This window comes from Shewanella marinintestina (genome assembly GCF_023283845.1).
Lineage (GTDB): Bacteria > Pseudomonadota > Gammaproteobacteria > Enterobacterales > Shewanellaceae > Shewanella > Shewanella marinintestina.
Genome location: NZ_JAKILC010000003.1, coordinates 156,660 through 179,574 on the forward strand (window position 1 = coordinate 156,660; position 22,915 = coordinate 179,574).

The window sequence follows — 22,915 nt, forward strand, 5'->3', positions numbered from 1 at the left end:
AAACTTATTGCGCCGCTGCTATTAACCTAACTTGCAGGGTATAATGCCGGCGTTTTCCTTATTAATATCCTTGCAAGAGAGGCGCTGTGGCACATACCTATATTCCATTTGAGCAATACAAACGTAAGTGGATCTTTAATCATAAAGACCTGCCGGTTACTGATGAAGATAAAGCGCTAATTATGCCGCTTGATCAAAAATCATCGATGGAAGTTTGGAATAAATGGATTAGTAATAAAAGTAGCCGTACAGAACAGTTTGCCAAAGGTGACTGGGCAGCCAAAGACAGTGCTTGGGTAATAACTGAAGACTGGCAAGCCCCTTGGGACAGTGAGGAAGCCGCTCTGCCTGAAGGTTTCAGTGAGCACTTCGATTGGGCTGATGACACTCCAGTTTATTTCTGCTACGAAAAATACCAAGTGATTGAAACTCGTTGGGATGTGTTTGTCCGTAACTGGAAGTGCTTTTTGTTCTTTGACGATGGCCCATTATTGATTTCAGCTAAACAAAAGCAAGCGGCTATATTCCACCAAAGTGGTCAATTCCAATTAGGTACGCGCGGCTAAATGTAGGCGCATTATTTAATAAGAGATGAATAAGATATTATGATGAAATCCGTTTCTACCCTACTACTTGCTACAAGCGTATTACTGTCATCATCACTGCAGGCTCAAGAAATTTCTGGTGTGCAGCTTGACGATTCAATTAATATCGAAAACCAAACACTATTGTTAAATGGTGCTGGTGTGCGTAGCAAATTCTTTATCGATTTATACGTTGGCAGCTTATACGTCCCTCAAGCAATTGATAGTGCAAAAGCGGCTCTCGAAGCACCTAGTGCTGCAGTGCGCCTAAATATCACATCAGGCATGATCACCGCCGATAAAATGAAAGATGCCATCAATGAAGGTTTTGATGATGCAACTGAGGGTAATACCGCACCGATTGCAGCCAAAATCGAACAGTTTATGGGGCTATTTAGCGCTGAGATTGTTGAAGGTGATCAATTCACTTTACTTGCTGATAAAGCAACGGGTGTAACTGCCTATAAAAATGGCCAAGTTCAAGCAACAATTGCTGGTGAAGACTTCCGCCAAGCAGTACTTATGATTTGGTTAGGTAGTGAACCTGCCCAAGACAGCTTAAAAGAAGCTATGCTGGGCAAATAATCTAGCTAAGTTTGGCTTATTGCTCTTGTAAGTAGGGCTAAAACTTAAATGTCACATCCAAGGCCGCTGCGCCTTGGTTGTCGATATCTTCCTTACTGTTCTGCGGGTTTAACTCTAATTCGCCATTAAAGAAATAGCCTGCATAAGCATTAACGCTTACCGAACGGGAAATATCCCAGCCTACTCTAGCAAAACTGACCCACTCATCAATTTCCGCAGTATCTTTTTCATCTGCAATTAAAAAGCGACTGGTTCTCTTAGAGGTACCAAAACCGACATTCCAATCAGAACTCAATTGATAGCTCAGCTCAAGACCTGCAGGGCCGCTAAAGCCTGCTGAAAACGGATTACCCAATTTGAGATTTTCGGTGATCTGCCAATTTACTGCTAAAAACGGCACCGTTCTAACTTCATCAATGTCATTTAGGTAAGCGACGCCGAAACCTAACATATTACCGGAATCAAAACGGTACATACCCGATAATACCGCACCGTAACTGGCCGCATTACTGGCTGAGGCTGTATCGGCATAAGCATATTGCAGCTTAGGCGCTAGCATAAACATCCAGTTTTTATTCGGGCGGTAGGACAAAGATAAACTGGCGCGGTAACGCTCAATTTTATCCCAAGTTTGAGTATTGTCTTTTAAACTCGACGAGCGCCAGTCATAATCAAGATTGTCGTAACCGACACCCGCACCAACAAACCACTTTTTACCAAGCGGCATACCGGTTTTAAAATCAAACATCCATTGGTCGCGCTGTAATTCATTACCTTGAACACCTACATCGGCATTCGCAGTGGTGATCCGTGAAGCGCTAACAGTAAATGGACTCGGTCGATAAGAAGATTTTTGCTGCTCTTGCGCTAACAAAATTGGCGAAGCCACCAAACTTGAAACGGCAAGCACACTCAATGCCAAAGGCTTATTCATATTGCTAACTCCATTAGCTAATAATTATTAATATCAGTGACGCTTAACGATTCAGTAAAGCTCAATTAAGTACTTTACTCTACGCTTTCATCAAGCTGTAGGATCATTTTGTATCCAACTATTTTTTCAAGCCTTTCTTATTATACGAAGGTCGCTAAACCTAGCTTCCAATCAGTTATCTCCTAGCCTATGAAAAGAGGCGCTTGAGATTAGTCTAATGACAAAAACAACAAAGGAGCAGTAAGCTCCTTTAATAACATTGGTATAGATTGGTACTACAGCCCAAAACAAGTTTAGATAAAACCAGTTAAATCGTTTTATAAGCTTTCAAAAACATCTCTACCGTATCGTTAATGTATTGCTCACGCTCGTCCAATAGATCGCTCACATCTAAACCCAAATCGAGTCGCATACGTACTTCACCAAATACCATCAAACACAAACGCACGGCGCAGTGATGCGGATTGTTAAACTGGTAGTCACCGATCACTGAGACCTTAGCCAAATACTCCGCTAACAAGCCTAAAATATGTTTTGGACCCGCACTATAAAAGAGCTCTGAGATCTTAGGGTGTGAATCTGACTGCGACACACAGGCTTTAAATACTGTAATGGCTTCAGGGCTTGTGATCACCTCACCAAAGTGCTTGGCAAACAAGGCTAAACTGACTTCCGGCGTTAATGGATCAGACAATAACTCTTGATTAACACCATGCACTAAACACTTGGATTCTATCGATGCGACAAACAAATCATCTTTACAGCCAAAGTGCGAATACACAGTTTGTTTAGAGACGCCAGCAAGCTTGGCAACTTCATCCATACTGGTATTTGGAAAGCCCTGCTCACAAAATAGCTCTTTAGCAGCTTGTAAGATCTGCTCGCGCTTTTGCTCACTTCGGCTCATTGATGGTGCATTCATAAAGGGCTTCACTCCCGCGATTAGCCTCAAGGTAAATCTATATTGCTATTTAAGCACAGACTAGACTACTCAGTCCATTTTGCGAACTAATAGACCACAATTAGACTAGACAGTCTAGTCTCAACACTCTAGACTACACAGTCTAGTTTAACAATTTTTATACTTATCGCTTACCGTGGCGTTAACAAAATAGGCTTAGTGTAATGAATACTCAAAGTGTGCTAATACATCGAAAAATGTTTATGTTACTAGCTGCAGTCTCTTTTCTATCAGCCTGCCAAGACAGTGATATACCATTAGCCGCCACGCCAAGTTACCAATCTGTTAATGCGCAAGAGCTGCATATTGATGATTACTATCAATTTAACCAAGAGTTTTCGGGTAGTATTCGAGCAGGCAATACCACGGGAGTAGGCTTTGAGTTAGCCGGTAAGATTAATGCGTTAACGGTCGATAGCGGCGACAGCGTTAAACAAGGGCAACTGCTTGCCAAACTCGATACCCGCCTATTGTTAGCTGAGAAAAATGAGTTAACTGCCAGTCTTTCACAAAACCAAGCCGACTTAGATTTGGCTCAAACGACCCTCAATAGAAGTTTAGGTTTACAGCAGCAAGGGTATGTCTCTGAGCAACAATTAGATGAGCAGCGCGGCCAGTTAAACAGTCTTAAAGCCGCCAGCAACCGCTTAAATGCGGCGTTACTAGCGAATCAATTGAAAATAGAAAAATCCGATCTGCTCGCGCCTTTTGACGGTGTCATCAGTAAACGAACTCATAACTTAGGCGAAGTAGTCAGCCTTGGCAGCCCGGTCTATACCCTAATCGAAGACAATAACATCCAAGCCTATATCGGCGTGCCAGTGGATATTGCTAATCACCTCACTACGGGGCAAAACGCGGATATCCGTGTGAGAGGCCAGCACTACCAAGGTAAGATTGCCGGTATTAGCGCTGAACTCAACCCAATCACCCGCACTGTAGAGCTTAGGATCACCTTGCCAGCCAACGCCGATGTGATTAACGGAGAACTAAGTTACTTAAGCTATCAGCAAACCATTGCCTCTCAAGGTTACTGGGTGCCGTTAAGTGCACTGACCGATGGCGTGCGAGGTCTGTGGAATATCTATGTCCTACACCCTGTTCTTAACCCGACCGACAGTGAGCTTTACCAAGTTGAGCGCCGCGATGTGGAAATTATTTATACCGTAAAAGATAAAGCCTTCATTAATGGCGCTATTAATTCCAATGAGCAATATGTCTCCCAAGGTTTACATAAGCTAGTGGCGGGCCAGTTGGTGACTCAACAAGCCCAACTCGCAACGAGGTAATCATAGATGGTTAAGTCATTAGTAGAGAACGGCCGTCTTATCAGCCTTGTGATTGCCTTGTTAATCGTCGCCGGGTTTGGCGCCATATCCAGCCTACCGCGTATGGAAGATCCAGAGATCACCAACCGTTTTGCATCAGTGATCACTCACTATCCTGGCGCGTCAGCTGAGCGGGTAGAGGCGCTGGTCACCGAAGAGCTTGAGAGCGAGTTAAGACGCCTTGAAGAACTCAAGTTAGTGCAATCGACCTCCCGCCCTGGGATCTCGGTTATTCAGCTTGAGCTCAAAGATGACGTATTAGAAACCGCCCCGGTGTGGTCAAGGGCACGCGACTTAATCGCCGACGCCAAAGGTAAACTGCCCACATCGGCACAAAACTCGACCTTGGACGATCAGCTCGGCTATGCCAATACTGCCATATTAGGCATTGCTTGGCGTGGCGGCGGTGAAGTGCGCACTGATATGCTCAATCGTTACGGCAAAGAGTTACAAAGCCGATTGCGCCTACTGAGCGGCACTGACTTTGTTAATCTTTATGGCCAGCCAACCGAAGAGGTTTTAGTTAAACTAGACGGTAATAAGGTTAATCAGCTTGAGTTATCCCCTGCTGCGATTGCGAAAATTCTACAAAATGCCGACTCCAAAGTCTCGGCCGGTGAAGTCAACAACGACTATTTTAAAGCCTTAATCGAAGTCTCTGGCGAGCTTGATTCTATTGCGCGCATTGGCCAAGTCCCCTTAAAAGTCACTCAAAATGGGCAAATAATTCGTCTCGCCGATATTGCTAGCATCAGCCGCCAACCTAAAGAGCCCGCCAACAGCATTGCCTTAATCGATCAGCAACAAGGCGTAATGGTTGCGGCGAGAATGCTCAGCAATACCCGCGTCGATTTATGGCTAGCCCAAGTACGCCAAACTGTTGATGAACTGCAAAGCAGCATTCCAGCTAATATTGAAATTGAGTGGTTATTCGACCAAGAGGGTTATACCACTGAACGACTTGGCGATCTGATCGCGAGCTTATTACTCGGCTTCGTGATTATTCTTGCGGTGCTAATGCTGACTTTAGGCCTTAGAAATGCCGTCATCGTGTCATTATCCTTGCCGCTTACCGCACTATTTACCTTAGCCTGCATGAAATATATCGGCCTGCCTATTCATCAAATGTCAGTCACGGGTCTGGTTGTCGCATTAGGTATTATGGTGGATAACGCCATTGTGATTGTTGACGCCATCTCTCAGCGCCGCCAAAGCGGCATGGATAGGATCAATGCGGTTAAACAAACCCTGCAACACCTTTGGTTACCCCTTGCTGGCTCGACCATCACCACCATGCTCGCGTTCGCACCAATTGTATTAATGCCTGGCGCTGCTGGCGAGTTTGTTGGTGGCATTGCCATTTCGGTTATATTTGCCTTACTCGGCTCTTTTATTATCTCGCATACCATTATTGCCGGCCTTGCGGGTAGATTCGGCGTTGACGGCAAAGGCACACATTGGTATCAGCACGGCATTAATTTGCCGTTTATGAGCAACGCCTTTAGACGCACGTTAGCCTTAGCGTTATCACGGCCGTTACTTGCCGCGTTGGTGATCGGTGTTTTACCGGTAATGGGCTTTATTGCCGCCGGAAAAATGACTGAGCAGTTCTTCCCGCCATCAGATAGAGACATGTTTCAGATTGAAGTCTATTTGGCGCCGCACGCCAGCATTGACCACACTCGCTTACAAGTTGAAGAAATCGATGTTCAGTTGCGCCAAACCCAAGGCATTAGTCGCATCGATTGGGTGATTGGCGGCAATACGCCCTCTTTCTATTACAACTTACTGCAACGCCAACAAGGTGCCAGTCATTATGCGCAGGCTATGGTAAAGGCGACCGACTTTGCGACCGCTAATAAGCTCATTCCGGCCTTGCAAAAGTCGCTCGATAAACGTTACCCACAGGCGCAAATTATTGTGCGTAAACTCGAACAAGGCCCGCCTTTTAATGCGCCGGTAGAAGTGAGGATATTTGGTCCCAATTTAGACCAATTAAAGCAGCTCGGTGAACAGGTTCGTAAAGTGTTGTCTGACACCACAGATGTTATCCATACCCGCGCCACCTTAAGTGCTGGCGCGCCAAAGGTTTGGCTGCAAATCGATGAAGACGCCAGCCTAATGAGCGGCCTATCATTAACCGATATTGCCAAACAGGTGGAAATGGCCACCACAGGTATAAATGGCGGCAGTATTTTAGAGCAAACAGAGTCTTTACCTGTGCGCGTGCGGTTAAGCGATAGCACCCGTGAAGACCAAACAAGACTGTCTGAAATTACTTTAGTGTCAAACAGTGGTAAAGGCATTCCGTTATCGGCTATTTCAACGAGTGAAATAGAGGTTAGCCGCGGCGCAATTCCAAGACGAGACGGTCAGCGGGTCAATACTATCGAAGCCTACTTAACCTCTGGCGTGCTGCCACAAACCGTGGTGGACAATGCCAGTGAAGCTCTCAGCCAAATAGCACTACCAAGCGGTTACCGCATTGAGCTGGGTGGTGAGAGTGCAAAACGTAATGAAGCAGTCGGTAACTTGATGTCTAATTTGGTGTTAGTGGTCACTTTGCTGCTTACCACTGTGGTACTGTCTTTTAATTCATTTAGACTCACCGCCATTATCTTGTTCAGCGCGATGCAGTCGGCAGGGTTGGGATTACTGGCGGTGTATATCTTTGGTTATCCATTTGGCTTTACGGTAATCATCGGTTTATTAGGATTAATGGGGCTGGCAATTAACGCCGCTATTGTGATTTTGGCAGAGCTGGAAGAGGCGCCCGAGACACGCGCGGGTGACAAACAAACCATTGTTGATTTAGTCACTAGCTGTGGCCGTCATATCGGTTCGACCACGATTACTACCATCGGCGGTTTTCTGCCGTTGATCATTGCTGGCGGTGGTTTTTGGCCGCCATTCGCGATTGCCATTGCTGGCGGCACATTACTGACGACATTATTATCTTTAGTCTGGGTACCGACTATGTATCACTTAATTATGCGACCTAAAAAAACCAGAACAAGCGATACCAAATCCAATGCAGCCAGTAAGCATTTGGTAACGGGATAAAGCTAAGCCTGATTAGCGTGAGCAACCAATAGCCGATAAAGCTGATCTTTAAGTGTTACCCGCTCAGCTTTCAATTCAATAAAGTGCTCGTCAGTGATGGGCACTTCATTATTCTCAAACCCACGTATTTGATGATCGAGTTGATGATAACGTTTTGCCAATTGGCAGAAATTGCGATTAGTGGATTTAAGCTCAATAATCGCCGATAGATATTCTGGAAACTCGTGGGTTAACAAATGATTTTCGCCCAACATATTTCTTCTCCTTTATTACTTTCAGCCATTATCGCTACTCAAATACCCCATAGCTACCACTTCTGGATAAATATCCACCTGGGCTCTGTAAAGATTTATGTTATCAAGCCTTAACTTATAGACCTACATCAATTCTTTTGTGCAGTAAATCAATTACATTGAATAAACTATAAGCAGACAAAGAATTAGTATGAATTATAAAAACTGGCCGATTGCTAAACAAATCGGCATGCTTGCCCTACTTCTTACCGTACTCATTTTTGGCTTTCTCGGCTGCGTATCCTACTTAACAGCATCTGATGTGTTAAGGGATAAAGGGATCAGCGCTATGCAAGCTCAGACCCAAGGCACTGCAGACTTAATTGAACTGCAATACGAAAGCCTACTTTCACTTGCTAAGCGAAATGCCGACGTATTTCGCGCAATGTATCCAGGTAACTTCTTCAAGCCAGAAAAAACCGTCAGAGTCATGGGAGTGGTGACACCAGCCCTTAGACATGAAAAAGAACAAATCAACGCTTCAAAGAGTAAAGTGGACCGATACTCAAAGCTCACGGGCGGCAATGCCACGGTGTTTGTGAGAGACGGCCAAGACTTTATCCGGATTTCAACCTCACTTAAGAATGCTGAAGGCAAACGAGCATTAGGCACATATCTAGATAAAGATCATCCAGCTTATAGCGCAATGCTAAAAGGTAATGATTACGAAGGCTATGCTCAGCTCTTTGGCAAAGACTATATGACTATATACCGCCCAATCAAAGACAGCAGTGGCGTAGTAATTGGTATTTTATATATAGGTTTCGATATCAGTGGCTCGCTAAGCCAATTAAGAGAATCTATTAATAAACTGCAGCTTGAAGAGACAGGCTCATACCTACTAGTCAGAAAGCTGGATATGTCTGTTGTCGCTCATCCAGAGCACTCAGTTGGCACTGAAGTTAATTCAAACACACTTGATGGTATCACGATTGAGCAAGCGCTAACTCATCAAGGCTCATGGGAATATAACAACCTAAAGGGTAAAAAATCTTATGCCTATTCAATTACTATCCCGGGTTGGAACTGGGTGCTAATCGGTCAAGTCGGCGCTGCTGAGCTGAATGAAGAAAGTGTTACATTACTCAAAATCAATGCCGCAGTTTCTATAATCGGCATGATAGTGATTACTTTGTTATTATCTCAAGTATTAGTCAGAGCCCTAAAACCTCTTGGCGCATTACAAAATCAACTGGAAAAACTGGGGGCTGGCGATCTATCTCAAACATTTACTGCAGATAAGGCAAACAGCAACAACGAAGTTGACCTAATCACCGCAAGCACTTCAAAAATGGCGACTAACTTAAGGGAACTTATTTTAGCGTTGCAGCAGTCTGTTACCGCGTTGCAGGCCCACTCTAATCAAACCCAAGAGACCGCAAGACTTAACGGTGAAGAAGCACAATCATTAATGGCACAAACCGACCAAATTGCCACCGCGATTGAAGAGATGTCTGCCTCAGTACGTGATGTAGCTAACCATGCCAGTGAAGGGGCTAGCATGAGCCAACGTGTTGATGATGCCGCTAAAGGAGGCCAAACCCATTTAAATGATTTGGTTATTGGCTTACAAAATCTGAGCACACAGCTGTCTCAAAGCCACCACAGTGTCGAGGTCGTCAATAAAGAAAGCCAAGCAATCAGTCAAGTTACTGAAGTCATTAATAGTATTGCCGAGCAAACCAATCTGTTGGCTCTTAATGCCGCGATTGAAGCTGCTAGAGCCGGTGAACAAGGCCGTGGCTTTGCCGTTGTCGCCGATGAAGTACGAACACTCGCTCAACGCACCCAAACATCAATTGCAGAGATCTCACACACCATTACCCAATTGCAGTCGCAAGTTAAACTAACTACAGGGCAAATGAATCAAAGCAATGAGCTTGGCGACGTATCAGCAGCTCAAGGAAAAGATGCTATTGCCCAGCTTATCGAAATCAACAATAGTATTGCGGAGCTTGCAACAACAGCAAGTAGCATCGCCAGTGCGACTGAGCAGCAAAGTGCGGTAGCGGAAGAAATTACTCGTAATCTGCACCAAATTACAGAACTGGCTAGAGATGGTGAGCAGCGCGCAGGAGAAAGCGTTGATTCTGCTGAAAGTCTTGCAGCATTGGCTGATGACATTAACGCTAAGATCAGTGTTTTCAAGGCATAAGCGTTAACATAAATAAAGTGATTGCTAGATAAATAATCTAAAGCAACAGGACACTGTTGCTTTTTTATTGTTGATTTTTGGTAAATTTCTCATTACCGTCCTCACCAATTCTTAGGCGTCACACTTTTATTGGTCACCATTAAAGTGCATAGAGAGAAAAGTATGTTCAGAAAACTATTGATAGTCTCGTTTATCGTCATTATGGCGGGCTGTGCGAACCACAAAAATAACACGGTTGAAGGTAAGAAATTACTTATTATTGCTGGGGAAGGTCTTAATACTACCTATGAAAATAACCCAGCCGCAAACGGCTTTCTATTTGAAGTAGGTAAAACTTTTGCCACCGATCTTGGCCTGCAACTTGAAGAGCTAGGTTTTGATTCTTACCTATTTATTAGCAAGGATTCAGCAACCTATAAGCAAGAGTATCAGCGCGCGGTAAACCGTTTGATGACAGATGAAACCATTGATGGTGTTGCAGAAATTAAAGTACTGCATACTAAAAATGACAAGATCAATGAAATTGCACTTTATGCGACTTACTTTACCACTGACTTAATGGTTAAAGGCTGCGATCTACGTACCTCTAAAAACTGCTATAGCGTCAAAGAATTAGACAAAGCAGGAGATAACATCTATCAAATCGTCGACCAAGCAACTGAGCAGTTTAATACCACTCCAGTGTCAGAGATGGTGATGGACACAGCGCTGTTTATTTACCGCGCCGAGCTGTAATAGCCAGAAAGTCTAATAAAACTAACCGTTACCAATTTGGTTGCGGTTAGTTCAATATTGATTACCGCTTTTCAGTACACTAACCTCTCTGTGCATTTCTCAGTACATTAGCCTCTCTATGTACTAGCTACGCTGCCACTTATCGACCACCAAGGCAGCAATAATATCGCCCTCAACATTCACCGCTGTGCGGAAAGTATCCAGTGGCCTTTCAATAATCAACAAGATTGCAATCGCCTCTAGCGGGATCCCAGCTGCAAGCAGCACTAATTGCATCCCCGACATTGAACCTGATGGCATACCGGGTGCGCCAATAGACGAAACCATCGCCATGATAAAAATCATGATTAGCCCTGTCGTCGTTAAGTCCACACCGAATAGCTGCGCCAAGAAAATCGCAGCCACACCTTCAAACAGTGCCGTGCCATCCATATTCATCACAGAGCCTAACGGCAATACCACACTGCTAGTCGCTGGAGTAACCCCTAGCTCTTCGGCACTTTTCATCGATAACGGCAGTGTTGCTGCACTTGAAGACGTAGCAAACGCCATGGCTAGCGGCGCACTAATTCCTTTAAACAAGCTGCGGATCTTTATGCCTGTAAACAACTTGGCTAAACTCGGTAACACTACTAGGCCATGCAACATAGTCAAGCCAAAAACTAACAGTGAAAACATTGCCAATTGGCTAAATAAAGCTTCGCTACCGCCAATTGAAAACTCAAAAATAATGGCAAAGATAGCTAACGGGGAAAGTCGAATAATACCGCCAACTAAAGTATTAATGCCTTTATTCATACCGCGAATAACTTCAAATAACACATGCTCTTGTGGCAAAGCGATAAGCAGCGAAATACCTATCATGAATGCAAATACGACCACGGCTAACAAGTTGCCATTAGCTATCGCTGCAACGGGGTTTACTAATGCCATTTGTAGCATTTTGCCCGCAATAGCGCTGCCACTCGCAGCTTCCGCTTCAATCAAGTTTGTGCCAGCCGCTAACGGCACCGCTTGAGCAAGAGGCTGCCAAGGAGGCAATAACAAAGATGCGCCTAAGCCTAGGCTAACAGCTATCGTTGTGGTGAATATATAAAAGCCTACGGTGCGGCGGCCGAGGGTTTTCAGCTTAGCAATAGCACCTATGTTGCTGATTCCCTCAATCAAAGAGAGCATTACCATGATCCCAACAACCATTTTAAGCAAACCGATATAAACCGTTTTACCAAGCATAAGTAGCTGGTACCAGCCTTGTTGACTGATATTAGTCACCTCGCTGGAGGCTGTGAATTCAGTGATCCCAGTTGCTAATAACCAAGCTGCTGCCGCAGCAATGATTAGTTGTAGTGGCAGAGAACTGCGAATTTTATTCCACATAGAAATTTCCAAAGTAATCAGCAAGTACTAAACAATCCTGCGTTCGCCCAATGAATTAAGTAGCTAAGAACCGAACGCACGGTGGGTGGGTCTAAATACATAAAGTGGCGGATTATAACGTCAAATTAAAAAATGATAATTAGTCATTTATGCAATTAACTATTACCTGATGGTAATAGTTAATTTAACCAGCAGTTTAACAATAGAAAAAAAAAGCCCCGCTATTGCGGGGCTTTTCTTAACCATTTAACTGTAGAGAAGATTAATCTTCAGTTTCAGCATCACGGTCCATGTTCTCAGTAGTCTCAAGCCATAAGGCGTTGATGATACCAAAAGAACAGGCTAACAATACGCCTAAAATCCAAGCGAAATACCACATAATCTAGGCTCCTTATTAGTAAAGTGAGGTCTTGTTCTTTTGGATGAAGTCGCGAGATAAGCGACCAAACATCTTCAAGTAAGTCCAAACCGTATAGCTAAGTACAATCGGTACAAAGATGATTGCAGCCCATGTCATTACAGTCAATGACATCTCACTTGCAGTCGAATCCCACATAGTCAAACTTACGTTTGGCTCTAGTGAAGATGGCATAACGAATGGGAACATTGCTGCGCCACACGTTAAGATGACAGCTGCAATACCTAGTGAGCTAAAGAAGAACGCAAAACCAGAGCGGTTCATGCGGCTACATAGCAATACTAAGATAGGCATAAGCAGGCCAATCACTGGGAACGCCATAGTCAGAGGATACTTATCGTAGTTCACTAACCAAGCGCCAGCTTCAACGCTAACAGTTTTCAGAGTTGGGTCTGAAACGCCGTATGTGTCGATAGCTGAAGTAATCACGTAACCGTCAATACCGTTCACTAACCATACACCCGCAGCGCCGAAGAATACGAACAGTGCTACAGATAGCAACTGTGACATCTTAGCAGCACGAACACGTAGTTCGCCTTCAGTCTTCATTTGTAACCAAGTAGAGCCTTGAAGCATAAACATGCTCACGCTCACTAGGCCAGCTAGAATACCAAAGCCGTTAAGTAGACCGAAGAAACCGCCGTGGTATGTTGCACGCAGGTATTCGTCAAAGTTAAACGGAACACCTTGTAGCAAGTTACCGAACGCAACACCGATAATGAGCGGTGGAACAAAACCACCCGCAAACAGTGCCCAATCCCAAGACTTACGCCATCTTGGATCTTCAATCTTTGAACGGTAGTCAAAGCCTACTGGACGCATGAACAATGCAAACAACGTCAGCATCATTGCCACGTAAAAACCTGAGAAAGACACACCGTAGACCATAGGCCAAGCAGCGAACAATGCACCACCAGCGGTGATTAACCAAACTTGGTTACCATCCCAGTGCGGTGCAATAGAGTTAATCATAATACGGCGGTCAGTGTCGTCTTTACCGATAATCGGTAATAAGGCACCTACACCCATATCGAAACCGTCAGTGACAGCGAATCCGATGAAAAGCACACCAATCAGTGCCCACCAGATGAATCTTAACATTTCATAATCAAACATAATCAGATCTCCAGTTTAGGCATCAAGCTTTTCAAAGTGATAGCGACCCGTCTTCAAACAGCTTGGGCCAATACGTGCGAACTTAATCATTAAGAACAGTTCAATCACTAGCAAGATGGTATAGAACAGCGTAATAGAGATGATACTGAACATTAGGTCGCCCACTGACAAGCTAGAGGCTGACATGAATGTCGGTAACACTTCAGAAATCGTCCAAGGTTGACGGCCGTATTCAGCCACAAACCAACCACACTCAATAGCAATCCACGGTAGCGGTAAGCTGTAAAGTGCCGCTTTAAGAACCCACTTCTTCTCTTCGATTTGATGACGCGTGCTCTGCCAAAATGCTGCAGCAAATACGAGTAACATCACCATACCGGCACCAACCATGACACGGAAAGACCAGAACATAGGTGCTACGTTTGGAATAGAATCATCAGCTGCTGCTTTGATCTGCTCATCTGTTGCATCAACCACTTTGTCAGTGTAACGCTTCAGTAGTAGACCGTAACCTAGGTCAACTTTAGCTTCTTCAAATGCCGCACGGATTTCAGGAGTTTCATTACCTGCACGTAATTGCTCAAGTAGACCGTATGCCACCATACCGTTACGAATACGCACTTCGTGCTCAGCAATTAGATCTTTAATACCGGTAACTTGCTCATCAAGCGAACGCGTTGCAATAATACCCATTGCATAAGGAATTTTAACTGCGAAGTCTGTTTCGTGAGTTTCTTGATTTGGGAAACCTACTGCAGTAAATGCTGCTGGAGCTGGCTCAGTGTGCCATTCAGCTTCAATTGCTGCTAACTTAACGCGTTGCACTTCACCTACCTTGTAGCCTGATTCGTCACCAAGAACGATTACAGATAGGATAGATGCCATACCGAAACTTGCTGCAATCGCAAATGAGCGACGTGCAAACGGTAGATCACGCTTCTTAAGGATATAGTAAGCACTGATTGCAAGAACGAACATCGCACCCGCTACATAGCCTGACGCTACAGTGTGAACGAACTTCACCTGTGCAACTGGGTTAAATAACACTTCACCCCAGCTGGTCATTTCCATACGCATGGTTTCGTAGTTGAATGTGCTACCCACTGGGTTTTGCATCCAGCCGTTAGCAACCAGAATCCACAATGCAGACATGTTAGAACCTAGCGCAACTAACCAAGTTACCGCTAAATGCTGACGTTTGCTGAAACGATCCCAACCAAAGAAGAACATACCCACAAGAGTAGATTCTAGGAAGAATGCCATTAAGCCTTCAATAGCAAGTGGTGCACCAAAAATGTCACCGACGTAATGCGAATAGTATGACCAGTTAGTTCCGAATTGGAACTCCATCGCCAAACCAGTTGCAACGCCAAGTGCAAAGTTGATACCGAATAACTTACCCCAGAACTTGGTCATATCTTTATAGATTTGCTTATTGGTCATCACATAAAGTGATTCCATAATGGCTAGCAAGAATGCTAACCCCAAGGTCAAGGGAACAAATAGGAAGTGATACATGGCTGTCATCGCAAACTGGAAACGCGACAGCTCAACAACCTCTTCTAAAATCATTTGTGACTCCTTAGGTGGTGCGTCAAATCACTTTCGTTAGATCCCCATCAACGAGAGTGATTGCCTATATAGGAATATTAATGCAGTAAAACGGTCAGGTTTTGTAACAAAACTCCAACTTCAACCGCGATTCGTTGTTTAATTCATAAATTTTGTATTTTAAAGCCAAAAACACTAGCAAACCCACGCTTGCGATCACATTTTCAATGGCTGTTGTGACTCCCTTCTCGAATACGCAAATAAAGAATAAACAAATTAGTTAATATCAGTCACTTGCAAGACGAAATAAGGTTATCCGCAGGGTTTTTATAACATTCAAAATTGATTCAAATCAATCAAAGCATTCGGTTTCAATGGGTTTTGGGGTGAAGCACACAGTTCCACCCTAGAGGCGGTTGACAACACGAAAAACTCATGATAGGAACGAATAATAAATAGGCAAAACAAATATTTTCAGCAGATACACATTTAATTTACTACCAAAGCAATAAAACACTAGATGTTAACAACTTTAGCAACAACTCAGGTATTGCGAATTCATCTGCAAAAATAAGATTCCTTACAAATAAAGCAACAGAAACAATGAGATATAAAAACCAAGATTACAAATCAATAAAAAACGAAGATTCAACCATTAGCTTTACTAATGATTAAATGCAATTTTTCTCGTTTGATCAAAAATTAGACCTCGCCTAAAATGAGCACCAAGTTAAGGAGACGGTCTAGCCAACCCGGTGAAGTAGCCCGGTAAAGACTAACTCCGCTTAAATCATCTATCTATGTGGAGAAACTGTTATGACAAAATTATTTGAGCGTCTAGTTGTTAGCTATCAGCGTGTTTTCGTTGAACTTTATACTTCTAGAGAGCTATAAGTACGACTTTATAATGCAAGATAATTCTTGAAGTTTTGTTAGCGCAAAGCGGCCCTCCTTAGCAATAAGGAGGGCTTTTTTATGTCTGGCGAATTATTCTCGCTTAAAACTGTCCCCCATACTCTAAAGCCAAAGAGTATGCATAACCTCAGCTTATGGATAAACTTGCTTTAACCACTACAAAACAGATTAATTAGCATTCCATTTAGCAGTAAATGCTCTCTAATCCATTGTTTAGTGGTACTTCTTTGGTCTAACGATTAACTATTAAATATTTCAGGCAAAAAAAAGCCCCTATTAATAGGGGCTTTTCGTTAGTCAGACTAACGCTACATCAGCAAACAGTATATTAGCCGACTGACTTTCTCACATTGCGGAACATTCTCATCCAAGGGCTATCTTCACCCCAAGATTCTGGGTGCCATGAGTTAGCAACGGTTCTAAATACACGCTCAGGGTGCGGCATCATAATCGTCACTCGGCCGTCAGTTGAGCTCAATGCGGTAATCGCATTTGGTGAGCCATTCGGGTTTTGTGGATACTTAGTTGCGATTTGGCCATTGCCATCAACATAACGCAGTGCAACCGTACCAGACGCTTCTGCCGCTGCTAACGCTTCAGGCGATGCAAACTCAGCGCGACCTTCACCGTGAGACACAGCGATTGGCATACGAGAGCCTTCCATACCTTGGAAGAATAACGACGGGCTCTTCTGCACTTCAACCAAACTAAAACGCGCTTCAAAGCGCTCAGAGCGGTTACGCACAAAGTGTGGCCATAACTCAGTGCCAGGAATGATGTCTTTAAGGTTAGATAGCATCTGACAACCATTACACACTCCTAGCGAGAAGCTATCGTTGCGCTCGAAGAATTGGCTAAACTGCTCACGAGCACGCTCGTTAAACAGAATCGACTTAGCCCAACCTTCACCGGCACCCAATACGTCACCGTAAGAGAAGCCACCACACGCCACTAGACCTTGGAACTGCTCTAGACTTATACGGCCGCTTAGGATGTCACTCATATGTACGTCAGTCGATTCGAAACCTGCGCGGTCAAATGCCGCCGCCATTTCGATATGCGAGTTAACGCCCTGCTCACGCAAGATAGCCATCTTAGGTGCTGCGCCTTTTAAGATAAATGGCGCGGCAACGTCTTCACTTGGATCGAAACTTAAATCAACGGTTAGACCTAAGTCCTTGGCGTCTTGCTTAAGCTCGAACTCTTCTTTAGCGCACTCTGGGTTGTCACGTAGCGCTTGCATGCGGTACGTAGTTTCAGCCCAAATAGTACGTAGTGAAGTACGTGTTTCGGTTAATACTTCACGCGTACCATCAAAGATTGCAATGCTGTCATTTTCTGTAAGCTCAGCCACTTTATGGCAAGGTACGCCTGCTGCTGCAAACTTTTCAGTGATAATCGCAACGTCTTGACGACGAACTTGAATCACTGCACCTAGCTCTTCGTTAAACAAGCGTTCAACGTCTGTACCTGTCAGAGCACTTAAATCAACATTTAGCCCAGTGTGACCCGCAAACGCCATTTCAACTAGTGTGGTGTAAAGACCTCCATCACTTCTGTCGTGGTAAGCAATAATCGACTTATCGGCAATCATTGGCTGAATAGTTTCAAAGAAGCCTTTCAGTGTTGCTGAGTTATCAAGATCTGGAGCGATATCACCTAGCTCACTGTATACCTGCGCTAAGCAAGAACCGCCTAAGCGGTTTTGACCAAGACCCAGATCAAGCAGTAATAAGTCAGTGTCACCTTTATCGGTGCGCAGCTCTGGCGTTACCGTATTACGCACATCTTGCACCACACCAAATGCCGTAATGACTAATGACATTGGCGAGGTAACCGTCTTTTGAACGCCGTTTTCTTCCCAAGCCGTTTTCATCGACATTGAGTCTTTACCCACTGGAATTGTCAAAGACAAATCAGGGCACAGCTCTTCACCAATAGCTTTAACCGCTTCATAAAGACCTGCGTCTTCACCTGGGTGGCCAGCAGGAGACATCCAGTTAGCAGACAGCTTAATGTGCTTGAACGAGCCGATATCAGTACCAGCAATATTCAAAATCGATTCAGCTACCGCCATACGCGCCGATGCGCCAAAGTCTAGTAGTGCAAGCGGCGTGCGCTCACCCATAGACATGGCTTCACCTGTGTATGAGTCGTAGCTTGACGCGGTAACCGCGCAATCGGCTACCGGTACCTGCCATGGGCCCACCATTTGATCACGGTTAACTAAGCCTGTTACCGTTCTGTCGCCGATGGTGATAAGGAAAGTCTTTTCGGCAATCGTTGGCAAACGCAGTAAGCGGTGCGCCGCTTCTTTAACTTCAATACCAGTTTGGTCAAGTGCTGCAGAGTTAGCTTTAGCGCTTACTACATCGCGGCTCATCTTAGGCGCTTTGCCTAATAGCACTTCCAGTGGCAAATCGATTGGATGGTTTTCAAAGTGCTCATCACTTAGAACTAGCTCTTTTTCTGCTGTAGCAACACCCACAACCGCAAACGGAGCACGCTCACGCTGACAAATTTGAGTAAATAGCTCGATGTTCTCTGGTGCAATTGACATCACATAACGTTCTTGTGACTCGTTACACCAAATCTCTAATGGACTCATACCTGGCTCATCAGACGGTACTTTACGTAACTCAAACTTACCGCCACGTTCGCCATCATTTACCAGCTCAGGGAATGCGTTTGATAATCCGCCCGCGCCCACATCGTGAATAAACTGGATTGGGTTGTCATCACCCATCTGCCAGCAGCGGTCGATAACCTCTTGGCAACGACGCTCCATTTCTGGGTTTTCACGCTGTACAGAGGCAAAGTCTAAATCTTCACTTGATTGGCCCGATGTCATTGATGAGGCCGCGCCGCCGCCCAAGCCGATATTCATCGCTGGGCCGCCAAGTACCACTAGCTTAGCGCCAACGGTAATCTCGCCTTTTTGTACGTGCTCTTCACGGATATTACCTAAACCACCCGCAAGCATGATTGGCTTATGGTAACCGCGCACTTCAACGCCGTTATGGCTGTTAACCTCTTGCTCGTAAGTACGGAAGTAACCTATAAGTGCCGGACGACCAAACTCGTTATTAAATGCCGCGCCGCCTAATGGGCCTTCGGTCATAATATCCAACGCCGTCACGATACGATCTGGCTTACCGTAATCGGCTTCCCATGGCTGAACAAAACCTGGGATCTTAAGGTTTGATACACTAAAACCTGTTAGGCCCGCTTTTGGCTTAGAGCCGCGGCCTGTTGCGCCTTCATCACGAATTTCACCACCGCTGCCTGTCGCTGCACCAGGGTATGGACTAATTGCTGTTGGGTGGTTGTGAGTTTCAACTTTCATCAAGATGTGCATTGGCTCAGTGTGGTAGCCGTAAACACCATCTTGTTTCGGGAAGAAACGACCAGCTGTAGAGCCTGTCATTACCGCGGCGTTATCTTTATAAGCAGATAACACATTGTCCGGTGTCTTCTCGAAGGTATTTTTAATCATCTTGAACAATGACTTTGGCTGTACTTCGCCATCGATTGTCCAATCTGCGTTAAATATTTTATGACGACAATGCTCTGAGTTCGCCTGAGCAAACATCATTAGCTCAATATCGTTCGGGTTACGACCTAGTCGAGTAAAATTATCAACTAGGTAGTCAATTTCATCATCAGCCAAAGCCAAGCCTAGTTTAGTGTTAGCTTGCTCTAGTGCAACACGTCCTGCGCCAAGTACATCAACGCTAGTGAACTTTGCCGGCTCTGTGCGAGCAAACAACACGCTTGCATCATCAAAGCTTGGCAACATCACTTCAACCATGCGGTCATGTAATAGTGCAGTTAATACTTTAGTTTGCTCGCTGCTTAGTTCATCGCTCTCAACATAATAGGCAATACCACGCTCTAGGCGCTTTACCTTATTCAGACCACAATTGTGGGCAATATCTGTTGCTTTTGATGACCAAGGAGAAATGGTGCCGGGACGGGGTGTAACGAAGTGGAGATGACCTTCTGGCGTGTGCGCTTCAATAGCGGGGCCGTAGGTTAGGATTTTTTCAAGCTGTTGACTTTCTTCTTCATTTAACGACTCTTTCAAATCAGCTAAATGGACAAACTCAGCATAGATGTGGCGCACTGGTAGTGCTGCCGATTCACAAGCTTGCATCAGCTTCTGAACTCTAAACGCCGAAAGTGCAGGGGCTCCGCGGATGATCTCCATCACGTCTTTTCACCTTATATATTATAATTGCAGGGTCAGATCTGGGCGCTATTATAGGGAAATGTTTGTCACAAATCATCAGCAGTCGCTATTGAAAACAGTGTTTCCTGTATAGGAAAAAGCGCACTGAATTTATTTACCCTTGTTCAGCTCAATTCTCTGCAAATCTACAATTTAAGTACATACTAAAACTAAGGTTCATCAAGCAAAATGCGATTTTTTTACGGCGACTAAGTTTGTGGTATAATCGACGGCTATTTCCTTGAAAGTAAAGCGCTAACAAAAAGTAACCAATGAACAAACTCTTGCTGACTCTATGTTGTATAACCTTACTGGCTGCCTGCCAGAAAGTCGTCGTGGAGCAAGAAAAACCCGCCTTTATTCCCGAGCCTACAGAGCTAGTTGTAGGAACGCTTTACGGCCCACAAATTTATTTTACCTCTGGTCAGGGTGACTCTGGTTACGATTACGAAATGGCTGAGCGGTTTGCCACATACCTAGATCTTAAATTAACTATGAAGCCGTTTGCCAATATTGGTGAGCTTTATGGCGCAATGAGACAAGGCGAAATTGATATTATTGCAGCTGGCTTAGGTGACACTCCCGCTAGAAGAGAGCAGTTTAGAGTCGGCCCGCCGCTTTACCGCGTAAACCAAGTCTTGGTTTACCGCCAAGGTACGCCTATCCCTAAAAGCATTAATAACCTCGACGGTGAAATCACGGTTATCACCAACTCTTCTTTTGTTGATACCTTAACGGAATTGCAGAAATCTAACCCTGACTTAGTTTGGAATCAGGAAAAAGGTAAAGATGCCGAAGAATTACTAACCATGATTGCGGCGGGCGATATTCCTTACACTATTGCCGACTCAACTAGCTTAGATATTAATCGCCGCTTTATGCCAGAGCTACGTGAAGGTTTAGTGTTAAAAGAAAAGCAGCCTGTAGTGTGGTTACTACCAGCCAATAACAGCGACAAACTAATGAGTGAGTTGTTGGCTTTTTGGCATATAGAAAAGCGTAACGGAACATTGGCTCACTTAAATGAAAAGTACTTTGCTCATGTAAAGCGTTTTGACTATGTAGATACCCGCGCCTTTATTCGCGCCATCGACAACAAGTTACCTAAGTATCAAGCTACTTTTGAAAAATACGCTGGCGATATCGATTGGCGTAAGCTCGCAGCAACCGCTTATCAAGAGTCTCATTGGAACCCAAATGCCCGCTCTCCAACCGGTGTGCGTGGCTTAATGATGCTGACATTACCCACTGCAAAACAAATGGGAATTAAAAACCGTCTTGATCCGTATCAGAGCATCCAAGGTGGTGCGAAATACTTAAACAGTATGCTTGAGCGGCTGCCGAACTCTATCCCTGAAAGCCAACGTATGTGGTTTGCCCTCGCCTCTTATAACATTGGCTTAGGTCATGTTGAAGATGCGCGTAAATTGGCGCAAGCTCAGGGCTTAAACCCGAGTGCATGGCGTGATGTGAAATCAGTATTGCCACTGCTGCAAAAGCGTAAATATTACAAAAAGACACGTTACGGTTATGCCCGCGGCAATGAGGCTGTACACTATGTTGATAGCATTCGTCGCTATTATGACACCCTCGTTTGGATTGATAACCAGAACATGTTGCTTGAGCTTAGAAACAAGCCACTTCAAACAGCAGAGATCCAAGAAGAAGTAGTCGATATTCAGGTGCCTCAACAACCTTTACTCAACCAATCACCAGAAGTGAATTAAGCAAAGAACAATTAGCGTTTAATATTCCAATCAACCTCAACTAATGCTAGTCATGTCTACTGCATCACACTCGTTGTTTATTCTGTAAATTCATCAAAGATTAATAACTCTCGCGTAGACTTTTGATATTGAAGTTTGCTAAATAGTAGTAAGACAATTTAGCAAAAACATACACACTAAGTAAGTTCGACGTCGAATACTGATAAGTAACAATAACAGTGAGGCTAATATGAGAAAAAAAGCAATCAACAATGTTGCTGCGCGCCGCCGTAGTCAGCTAAAAACACGTCACCAAAAAGTACTAAGCCGCCAGAAGCAGTTTTTCGTATTTATAAAACCTGCTGAAGATAGCTTTTTTAATCCTTAGTACGACCGTGGCTCTCACCATTTTCTAACGCTTGTTGTTTCGCCAACACTTTAGCCGCCTTAATCTCTTTTCTACGGCGTCTAAAGAACGCACTCAACTGCTCTGCACACTCTTGCTCTAACACTCCCGAGTCGACTTCGACTAAGTGATTAAAAGCGCTGTGGCGCACAATATCAACAACCGTACCAGCAGCACCGGTTTTCAAGTCTTTGGCACCAAAGACTAAACGGCTTACTCGAGAATGCACAATCGCTCCTGCGCACATTGCGCAAGGCTCAAGGGTGACGTAAAGCGTCGTATCGAGCAGACGATAATTTTGCATTATCTTTCCTGCTTGACGCAGACACTGCATTTCAGCGTGGGCGCTCGGGTCGTGCAAACCAATACTATAATTAAACCCAGCGCTTACCACTTCACCGTCTTTAACCAACACTGCACCAACAGGGACTTCGCCCCTCTCTTCGGCTTTGGTTGCCATCTCCATTGCCATTTTCATGAAATGAAGATCTTGTTGTTCTATTGAGTCAAACTGTGACAAATCGAGCTCCAAAGATAATGTTGACGCTAGCGCCAAT

The 22,915-nt window shown here is 44.5% G+C and carries 17 protein-coding genes; 8 read left to right on the forward strand and 9 right to left on the reverse strand.

Annotated features, from left to right (window positions below; translation table 11 throughout):
- Positions 1 to 86 precede the first annotated feature (86 nt).
- On the forward strand, positions 87 to 566 hold the full coding sequence (locus tag L2747_RS04635; protein WP_248997925.1) for a DUF2947 domain-containing protein: 480 nt from the start codon (positions 87 to 89) through the stop codon (positions 564 to 566).
- A gap of 42 nt (positions 567 to 608) precedes the next feature.
- The gene (locus L2747_RS04640) at positions 609 to 1,169 is read left to right on the forward strand and encodes a chalcone isomerase family protein (protein WP_248997926.1); all 561 of its coding nucleotides are present in this window, start codon (positions 609 to 611) and stop codon (positions 1,167 to 1,169) included.
- A 37-nt stretch (positions 1,170 to 1,206) separates the two neighbouring features.
- Here L2747_RS04640 and L2747_RS04645 read toward each other — a convergent pair whose 3' ends face one another.
- On the reverse strand, positions 1,207 to 2,103 hold the full coding sequence (locus L2747_RS04645; RefSeq protein ID WP_248997927.1) for a DUF6268 family outer membrane beta-barrel protein: 897 nt from the start codon (positions 2,101 to 2,103) through the stop codon (positions 1,207 to 1,209).
- Between the two features lie 307 nt (positions 2,104 to 2,410).
- Complete coding sequence (locus L2747_RS04650; RefSeq protein ID WP_248997928.1) at positions 2,411 to 3,025, reverse strand: TetR/AcrR family transcriptional regulator; 615 nt, start codon at positions 3,023 to 3,025, stop codon at positions 2,411 to 2,413.
- A 203-nt stretch (positions 3,026 to 3,228) separates the two neighbouring features.
- On the opposite strand from L2747_RS04650, the gene L2747_RS04655 reads away from it, so the two are divergent.
- Together L2747_RS04655 and L2747_RS04660 are read left to right on the forward strand one after the other, a co-directional pair.
- Entirely contained in the window at positions 3,229 to 4,353 is a 1,125-nt protein-coding gene (locus L2747_RS04655) for an efflux RND transporter periplasmic adaptor subunit (protein WP_248997929.1), read from the forward strand.
- Positions 4,354 to 4,359: 6 nt separating this feature from the next.
- A complete protein-coding gene (locus L2747_RS04660; RefSeq protein ID WP_248997930.1) occupies positions 4,360 to 7,455 on the forward strand; it encodes an efflux RND transporter permease subunit in 3,096 nt (1,031 codons plus the stop codon).
- 2 nt (positions 7,456 to 7,457) lie between these two features.
- On the opposite strand, the gene L2747_RS04665 is transcribed toward L2747_RS04660, so the two are convergent.
- The gene (locus tag L2747_RS04665) at positions 7,458 to 7,709 is read right to left on the reverse strand and encodes an HP1242/YdcH family protein (RefSeq protein WP_248997931.1); all 252 of its coding nucleotides are present in this window, start codon (positions 7,707 to 7,709) and stop codon (positions 7,458 to 7,460) included.
- Positions 7,710 to 7,899: 190 nt separating this feature from the next.
- Here L2747_RS04665 and L2747_RS04670 point away from each other — a divergent pair, with 190 nt between their 5' ends.
- Positions 7,900 to 9,903, forward strand: a complete 2,004-nt coding sequence (locus L2747_RS04670) for a methyl-accepting chemotaxis protein (RefSeq protein ID WP_248997932.1) — start codon at positions 7,900 to 7,902, stop codon at positions 9,901 to 9,903.
- 162 nt (positions 9,904 to 10,065) lie between these two features.
- Entirely contained in the window at positions 10,066 to 10,638 is a 573-nt protein-coding gene (locus L2747_RS04675) for a hypothetical protein (RefSeq protein ID WP_248997933.1), read from the forward strand.
- Positions 10,639 to 10,761: 123 nt separating this feature from the next.
- On the opposite strand, the gene L2747_RS04680 is transcribed toward L2747_RS04675, so the two are convergent.
- From L2747_RS04680 to purL, 5 genes are all read right to left on the reverse strand, one after another.
- Positions 10,762 to 12,015: a dicarboxylate/amino acid:cation symporter gene (locus tag L2747_RS04680; protein ID WP_248997934.1), complete on the reverse strand. Its 1,254-nt coding sequence runs from the start codon at positions 12,013 to 12,015 to the stop codon at positions 10,762 to 10,764.
- Positions 12,016 to 12,277: 262 nt separating this feature from the next.
- Positions 12,278 to 12,394: a cytochrome bd-I oxidase subunit CydX gene (gene cydX, locus L2747_RS04685; protein WP_012154573.1), complete on the reverse strand. Its 117-nt coding sequence runs from the start codon at positions 12,392 to 12,394 to the stop codon at positions 12,278 to 12,280.
- A 15-nt stretch (positions 12,395 to 12,409) separates the two neighbouring features.
- Entirely contained in the window at positions 12,410 to 13,549 is a 1,140-nt protein-coding gene (cydB, locus tag L2747_RS04690; RefSeq protein WP_248997935.1) for a cytochrome d ubiquinol oxidase subunit II, read from the reverse strand.
- A gap of 15 nt (positions 13,550 to 13,564) precedes the next feature.
- A complete protein-coding gene (locus L2747_RS04695; RefSeq protein WP_248997936.1) occupies positions 13,565 to 15,121 on the reverse strand; it encodes a cytochrome ubiquinol oxidase subunit I in 1,557 nt (518 codons plus the stop codon).
- Positions 15,122 to 16,343: 1,222 nt separating this feature from the next.
- Positions 16,344 to 20,225 (reverse strand): phosphoribosylformylglycinamidine synthase, encoded by a 3,882-nt coding sequence (purL, locus tag L2747_RS04700; RefSeq protein ID WP_248998069.1) that lies wholly within the window; start codon positions 20,223 to 20,225, stop codon positions 16,344 to 16,346.
- Positions 20,226 to 20,518: 293 nt separating this feature from the next.
- On the opposite strand from purL, the gene mltF reads away from it, so the two are divergent.
- Both mltF and L2747_RS04710 read left to right on the forward strand, forming a co-directional pair.
- Positions 20,519 to 21,973, forward strand: a complete 1,455-nt coding sequence (gene mltF / locus L2747_RS04705; protein ID WP_248997937.1) for a membrane-bound lytic murein transglycosylase MltF — start codon at positions 20,519 to 20,521, stop codon at positions 21,971 to 21,973.
- A 229-nt stretch (positions 21,974 to 22,202) separates the two neighbouring features.
- Complete coding sequence (locus tag L2747_RS04710; RefSeq protein WP_248997938.1) at positions 22,203 to 22,340, forward strand: hypothetical protein; 138 nt, start codon at positions 22,203 to 22,205, stop codon at positions 22,338 to 22,340.
- Here the strand turns inward: L2747_RS04710 and tadA are convergent.
- Positions 22,330 to 22,878 (reverse strand): tRNA adenosine(34) deaminase TadA, encoded by a 549-nt coding sequence (gene tadA / locus L2747_RS04715; protein WP_283107182.1) that lies wholly within the window; start codon positions 22,876 to 22,878, stop codon positions 22,330 to 22,332. The two genes, L2747_RS04710 and tadA, sit on opposite strands and share 11 nt — an antisense overlap.
- Positions 22,879 to 22,915: the final 37 nt, after the last annotated feature.